At 58.3% G+C, this 1,023-nt stretch carries 1 protein-coding gene; it reads right to left on the bottom strand.

Translation table 11 applies throughout. The annotated features are described in order from the left end of the window. Positions 1-1,023, bottom strand: a 1,023-nt coding sequence (locus tag HDG39_RS34555; RefSeq protein WP_260328469.1) for an Ig-like domain-containing protein, incomplete at both ends; no start/stop codon positions are given.

Here is a 1,023-nt window from a genome sequence, read left to right as displayed (position 1 = left end):
GCAATGAACAGGTCCTTGCCGCCCTGCTCGAGCACATCGCCCAGCGACAGCTTGAGCGTGTTGTTACCCGTGCCGGTGATGTCGAACACTTCGATCGACGACACCACAAGGCTGACCTTGCCCAAGTCCAAGGTCTGGCCAGCGCCTGCCAGCTTCAGCGTGTCTAGACCGCCGTTGCCAAAGATGTACCCGGCGTCCATCACTTCATTAACGTCGTCCACCGTAAAGACGGTATTTGCATCGGTGCCGACGTAGGTGTCGAAGGGCTCGCCACCCGAGGAGAGGAGGGTTCCCGGATTCACGACATGTAGCTGTTCCGTCTCGATAGAGGTACCGCTTTCCCCAACGATATAGTTAGAGCTATTGCCAGCAGCATCCATAACCGCAACCCCATATGCAGCACCTGACTGAATCGCTGCTATAGCGCCGGACGGTATCTCCACGCTGGCCGATCCGCGAGCTATATCCGAACTAGTCAGGTAGAAGTGGAATCGCACGTCACCCACTGCAACCAGTAGGGTATCGCCCGCCATGGCACTCGGAGAAAGCGTCACGCTGAGGCCAGCCACCATGTCATACGAGACCCCGAGTATCGACGACGGGGCAATCGTATCCAGCGTTACATTTTGTGACACCACCTTGCCAATATTGCCAGCCGTATCGACCACGCGCGTCTGGATCGTCCAGCTGGCGTCATGCGCCGTATTGTCCTGGAACACCCAGTTGCCATTATCTTCGACTAACGCGTCCTGCCAGGTCTTGCCGCCATCCACTGACACCTGAACCCTCTCGTTGGCCGCGAGTTCTGTCGTCAGCTCGCCCATAATCAAACGGCCTGCTGAGCCATCATTGGTCAGGAAGTCGCTGTTGTCGATGCCGCTGTCCTTGCCCATGTATGTGATGGACGCCTCAGCAGTCGGCGCTACCGTATCCACGATCACCACGTGCGGATCCGACGGCTTGCTTTCGTTGCCCGCGGGATCACGCTCCACCACCGTGAATTCGTGCTCGCCTTCGCCCAGC

It is taken from the genome of Paraburkholderia lebeckiae (genome assembly GCF_014201005.1).
GTDB lineage: Bacteria > Pseudomonadota > Gammaproteobacteria > Burkholderiales > Burkholderiaceae > Paraburkholderia > Paraburkholderia tuberum.
Note: the sequence above shows the minus strand (reverse complement) of the source record. Positions and strands in the feature narration are given on the sequence as shown.